The sequence below is a fragment of the Bacillus norwichensis genome, from assembly GCF_014836955.1.
GTDB classification, from domain to species: domain Bacteria; phylum Bacillota; class Bacilli; order Bacillales; family Bacillaceae_C; genus Siminovitchia; species Siminovitchia norwichensis.
The window spans coordinates 154933-160932 of record NZ_JACSPV010000008.1; the positions used below are offsets into that span (position 1 = coordinate 154933).

Below are 6000 nucleotides of genomic sequence, written 5' to 3' on the forward strand. Positions count from 1 at the left end.
AGATCCCTCTCCCAGAACTGATGATACTTCTAAACTCCCACCATGAAGTTCGACCAATTGCTTAGTGATACTTAACCCTAATCCAAATCCGCTTTCGATCATCGTCTCTTTTGAATTCGCTTGTTCATAGGGCTTAAACAGGCGTTTACGCATGTTGTCATCCATTCCGATACCGGTATCTGTGATAACAATGAAGGCATTTTTATTTTTTGCAAAAGCCCGTATTGTAATTTTTCCATCATTTGTATATTTAACAGCATTATGGAGTAAATTGAAGAGGATTTGGATTAATCGGTTCTCATCAGCAATTACTGGTGGGAAATCATTCGGAATTTGATTGATCATCTTTAGGGATTTTGCCTCCCCTATAAAACGAAGCATATCCAGAACCCCTTCAACGATGTGTTGGACCTTAATCGGTTTTTTCACTAGAATTGGATTTCCTTGCTGAAGGCTTCTAACTTCAAGTAAATCATTTAATAATAGAGTCATTCTACGTCCAACTGATAGAATTGTTTCGAGCTCTTTCACACTTCGGTCTTGTAGAGAATCCCGTTCTCTTTCCAAAATAGATTGTGACATGTTCAACATACCATGAAGCGGATTTTTAAACTCATGTGAAGTAGTGGCCAAAAATTGATCTTTGTGGTCATTCATCCTCTGTAATGTTGACGCCAGTTCCTTTGTTTCAGTATGTATTTTAAAGTAATCTTTGAACCAAATAGATGCAAAGCATCCAATGGAAATAAATAAATCAAAAGGATAATAGGCAACACTGATCCCACTTTCTCTCCAAAGGATAAGCCAGGTGAAGTGATGACCGAGAGCCGCTAGAGAAAGGAGCAGCAAGAGATTGCCTTCTATATCTCGAATAAGTTTGTTCAAAATCGCAATCAACATAATGACTGTAGTAATGCCAGCCATCAGGAAATAAATCGGAAAAATCGTAATGATTTGGGCAGGACTTAAAAATAATGTAATTCCAGCCGTACACCAAATGAGGATAGAATAAATCGGAAAAATTCTCCGCCAATAGGGAAGCAGGCGATGATCCGTACATTCCAATAAGGCATAACATACGATTGGTATCAGCACATTTGCCAATCGAAAATCCCATTCATATCCTACATAGAACATTTGATGAAATAATTTTTCATTGTTACTTATTAAATTCATCAATGCTATCCCTAAAGTAAGCACTGAGAAATGTAGCAGTTTTTTGTCCTTGTTTCCCAGAAAAAATAAAATAATTGCATAAACAGAATGTACAAGAAAAATAGTGGCAGCCAAAATCTGCATAGATGAAGAAAACTTTACTTCCTTGGCAATGGCTTCTTCAGAACCAAATTTAATTGAACGGACGACCCCGCTTCCCCGAATATCTTTATAATTGGCTGCCTGAATAATGATATCAATAACTCCATGTTCATCTGCTGTAAAAGTAGTTGAATAAGGCAGATTTTTTGCGACGGATTCATTTTTGCTTTTTGCGACTTCCCCCGATTTTGCTAAAAGTCGCCCGTTGACATAGACTTCTGAAGAACTTCGCACACTTGGTATTTGAATACTATAGTTCGCATCCTTCTTCGGATTTACATAAAGAAGTAAGCGGTAGGAAGCAAATCCAAAGGGAGTTGGCTCCTTAGCGTTTAAAGCTTTATTCCATTTTCCAGGAACTTCGATGAGTCCTGGTACTTTAGTTTCTAGTTTGCGCTGAGTTTCCTCTTCTATTAAAAATTGGGAGGGGTAGAACTCCCATTCTCCATCCAATAAGAGGATTTCACCTTTCTCAACATCCCAGTTGCGTATATCTAAATGCCCGTTTCTAATCGGTACTTGCTTATGATTGCTCAAGGTTTCAGCCCAGAAAATGCGAAAGCTGGATAAACTAACTAGAAATATTCCCAGAATTAAAAAAATATATCTTAATTTCATTAGAGTTGTTGGCTGCTTGTTGCCAACTCCTCCTTTCATCTTGTTAAATCTTTAAGTCTATTATAACAGTGAACTCTAACGCTGTGTTAAAGAGCATAATGAACATTTCTTTCAAATGATGGACTTCTAGAAAAAGAAAAAAGTGGATGAAAGATAGATTGAAACTAGTGGATTTTAGTAGAGATTGTGACAACACCGCGCGAAATCAAAGTTTCTGAATTTGATTTCACGTGTTTGTTTTTACAAAAAGAAAAATCCCTGTGAAGGGATTTGAAAAAGGTACAGTAATTTTCAACAAAAATTACTTCAGATTCAAGTGATTGTTTTTCATTCTGTCTGTTTCAACAGTCGTCTTGATCCAATCGCGTATTAATCTTGAAGGCTTTAGATGATCCTTCTTACAGTATGAATAAAATTCTTCTTTTAGTTCTTTTGATATCCGTATATTGATTTGTTCCCTTTTCATACAATCCTCTCCTGCATTAACCAGATTCTTTTAATAAAATCATAGCACTTTCGTCTTTACATTTTCTGAAACAGAATACAGTTGAATCTCTGCAAACCTTTTCTAAATTGGAAACTCCAAAAAGAAAATTCGACAAAAACCGACATAAATAGAATGGAAATCAACAGTTTTTTATAAATGAAAGCGCCATTTTTGTTAAAAAGTACTTTTGTAAGTTCAGATGTACAGATTTTGTTCAGTTTATCAGTTCATAATACCTATTTGTTGAGAAAATGTTGAGTTTGAAAAAGATACTTTTAAAAAATTTGATAACTAATAGGTCAAAGGGAGGGATTATTGATCAGCAGTTTGATGAATAAAGGGCACTGTAAAAAAAATGAGAGGAGAATGTTTAAATGAGAAGAAAGATTAGTTTAATCACTTTTATACTTGTACTGGTCACACATACTGTCTTAAGTTCTTCCATCCCGCTTACGGCAGTAGCTAAAGAACTAGAACAAAGTATTTTTGCAGATGTGACGATAACAGATGAACAAGGAACTGTTGTAGACGCAGACCAAAATCCAGATAATCAGCTGAACAAAGATGAGCAGGTGAATTTGAATTTCAATTGGTCTTTAGCGGAGATGGAAGTGAGTGAAGGAGACACATATTCGTATATGCTGCCTTCGGAAGTGATTCCAAAAGCACAAGACGAAAAGCTGTTGACATCTGGCAATGAAGAAATCGGTACTTACAATGTTTCCGCTGATGGATATGTAATATTTACTTTTAATGAGAAAGCAGATGCGAATGCCGAAGGTACGTTGACACTTCAAGTCAATTTTAATGGGGACGTCATAGATTCTGATGAAAAAGTAGCGATTCCTTTTACCTTGAATCAACAAGAAAAAGTTATTCATGTGTCTTTCGAGACAGATGATCAATCAGAATCAGAGGATTCTCAATTGGAAGATGCGCCGGACTCGGAGGCAGAAGTAACTGAGGAAGACGTGTCAAAAGCTGAGACAGAAGGAAGATCAGCGGAAGAAACGTCCATTAAAGAAAAGAAATCGGATGCTCAGATGCAAGTGTTAAATGATGAGGAGAAACGTGCTCCGAAGCGAATTGAAGAAAACATTATCGTAGATGGATCACTCATTTTAAAAAAAGCTGATGAGTCAGCGATTCAAGATGGAGAAATGATTGATTCAGAGGAAAATTTAAGAGTAGAATTTGATTGGGCATTACCTAATAATCATGAGTATATCGCAGGTGATACATTCGAGTTACAATTACCTGAACAACTGGCTATTTATAATGAGATCAGTAATGTGTTAACAGATGGAGAAACGGAATTTGGAACATATAAAGTCAGCTTGGATGGCAAGGTCCTATTCACTTTTAATGAAAATATCGAAAAGGTACCGAATGTTAACGGCCATTTCTATGTACAAACAGAATTGAACAAACAGAAAATCACAACGACGGAAAATATTCTGGAATTTAAAGTGAATGATGAAATAATCACAAAAATCCCAGTAAATGTAAAACCGGAGAAAGGTCAAGCGATTGGAAAATCAGGGCAACCGGTTGGCGGATCTTTTAATGCAGCGGAAATTGAGTGGACTGTGATTGTGAACACCACTAGAGACTCATTAGAAAATGCTATCATTCAAGATCCAATATTAGCAGGTCAGGATTTAATCACTGATTCTATCGTTTTGAAGGAAGTAGAAGTAGATTTAAAAGGAAATATTATAAGAGAAAAAGACAGTGTAGTAGAGTTTAAGAATAATTCAAGTAATGAAAAGCTAGAATTAGAACTTGGAGATACAAATAAATCATACAAACTAACCTTTAGAACCAAAATCAAAGAAGATGAAAAAGATAAAGAAGGCACAACTTCATATTCTAATACAGCAAAGCTTATTTCGGATAATAAAGACAATGCTGAAGCTGGATCATCTGTATCCATTTCCCGACCGAAATCGCTTGAGAAAACATCAAGTTCATTTAACAAAAATGATCGTTCCGTCGAGTGGACTGTTAAGGCGAATTTTAATGAAAAAGCCTTAAAAGCAGGCGAGATGATTACAGATGAATTCACATTTACAGTTGGGGATAAAACTTTAGATAATATTTTTGAGATTAAAAATATCGAAATTCAACAAGTAGACTCTTTCAACAAAGATGGTTCAGTGGGAACCACCTCAATTGCTCCAGAGGATTTATTCGACATAAACATAGCTGGAAATAAAGTGACGTATACATTAAAGAAAGATACCAACAAAGCTTTTATTTTCAAATATAAAACAGTAGCTAAAGATGGGGCTTATATTACAAATGATGGAAAAATAACGAATAAAGTCCTATTAAATGGAAAAAAAGCGGAAAGCAGTCAAGGTGTCTACCAGCAAGTTGGTAGAAAAGGTCATGGTGAGATCAATTATAAAGACCAAACGATTGACTGGACTATTATTGTAAACACAGATAAACAGAATTTGAGCAACTTCATTTTAACAGATGATTTTTCAGGGTCTGGTCAAAAACTAGTAGAAAACTCCATTAAAATTACCCCTGCAAAAGATGGTGTGGTACCTACTGTAGATGCGGCCAAAGAAGGTTTTGAGATTAACTTTGGAGATATTACCGAAGCTTATACTATCACGTACCAGACTAAGTTTACGTATGATTTTGGCGATACGGAAAAGAAGCCAAACTTTACGAATGGTTTACACTTGTCCTATAAAACAAGTGACGGGGAAGACTACGAACTTGAAATTGGAGATAAAGTGGATCCAAGTCTCCAAACGAAAAATAATGGTGTCAAGAACGGTTCAGTAGATAATGAAACAAAAGAAATTACTTGGACTGTTGATGTGAACTACAACCAGTTAAGCCTTGAAGATGCAAAGTTTATTGATAAGATTGCTGACAACCAATCATTGGTAGATGGTTCGATTCAAATTTTTAAAACGTCTATCGGAGAAAAAGGCGGAGTAACAGTAGGAGACGATGTAACAGAAAACTTCGCAATGACTACGGATAACGATGAAATTAAAATTGATTTAGGAAAAATTGACCAAAGCTATCGGATCGTATTTAAAACTGTCGATAAAGACGGCATCTATAACAGTAATGAAAAATATGAAAATACAGCTCAATTTATCCCACGTGAAGGGGAAGAACATAACCTAAAAGCACATGTTCAGTTGCCACATCAAGGAGAGTTTATCGGAAAACAAGGTGTGCACAATAAAGAGGATTGGACGATTGATTGGGAAATCATCGTTAATAAATCAAAGTCTAAGCTAAAGGACGTCGTTGTAACGGATGACTTAGGCGATGAGAGCGTACAAATTTTGCTAGAAGATTCGTTTAAGATTACAAAAGAAGGTTCTAATGAGCTCTTAGTTGATGGGGAAGATTATGAATTAGAGGTAACAGGCAACAAATTTGAGTTGAAAATTCATGGAGAGACAAAGGACACTTATAGGGTTACTTATTCCTCCTATATCTTGGCTCAAACAACAACTAACAGTAAGCCCCCAATCAAACAACGCATATTTTTATGCAGCCCCTCTTAGTATGATCAATGTATCAACTGAAGGAGGTGC

The 6000-nt window shown here is 35.9% G+C and carries 2 protein-coding genes and 1 pseudogene; 1 reads left to right on the plus strand and 2 read right to left on the minus strand.

All coding sequences use genetic code 11. The features are described 5' to 3' along the window. Positions 1-36 precede the first annotated feature (36 nt). Together H9631_RS22825 and H9631_RS07035 are read right to left on the minus strand one after the other, a co-directional pair. Positions 37-1974, minus strand: a pseudogene (locus tag H9631_RS22825) (ATP-binding protein); the annotation flags it as partial. Positions 1975-2236: 262 nt separating this feature from the next. Beyond that, positions 2237-2401 (minus strand): hypothetical protein, encoded by a 165-nt coding sequence (locus tag H9631_RS07035; RefSeq protein WP_191811312.1) that lies wholly within the window; start codon positions 2399-2401, stop codon positions 2237-2239. 395 nt (positions 2402-2796) lie between these two features. Here H9631_RS07035 and H9631_RS07040 point away from each other — a divergent pair, with 395 nt between their 5' ends. After that, positions 2797-5970, plus strand: a complete 3174-nt coding sequence (locus tag H9631_RS07040) for a collagen binding domain-containing protein (protein ID WP_191811314.1) — start codon at positions 2797-2799, stop codon at positions 5968-5970. The last annotated feature ends 30 nt before the right edge of the window (positions 5971-6000 follow it).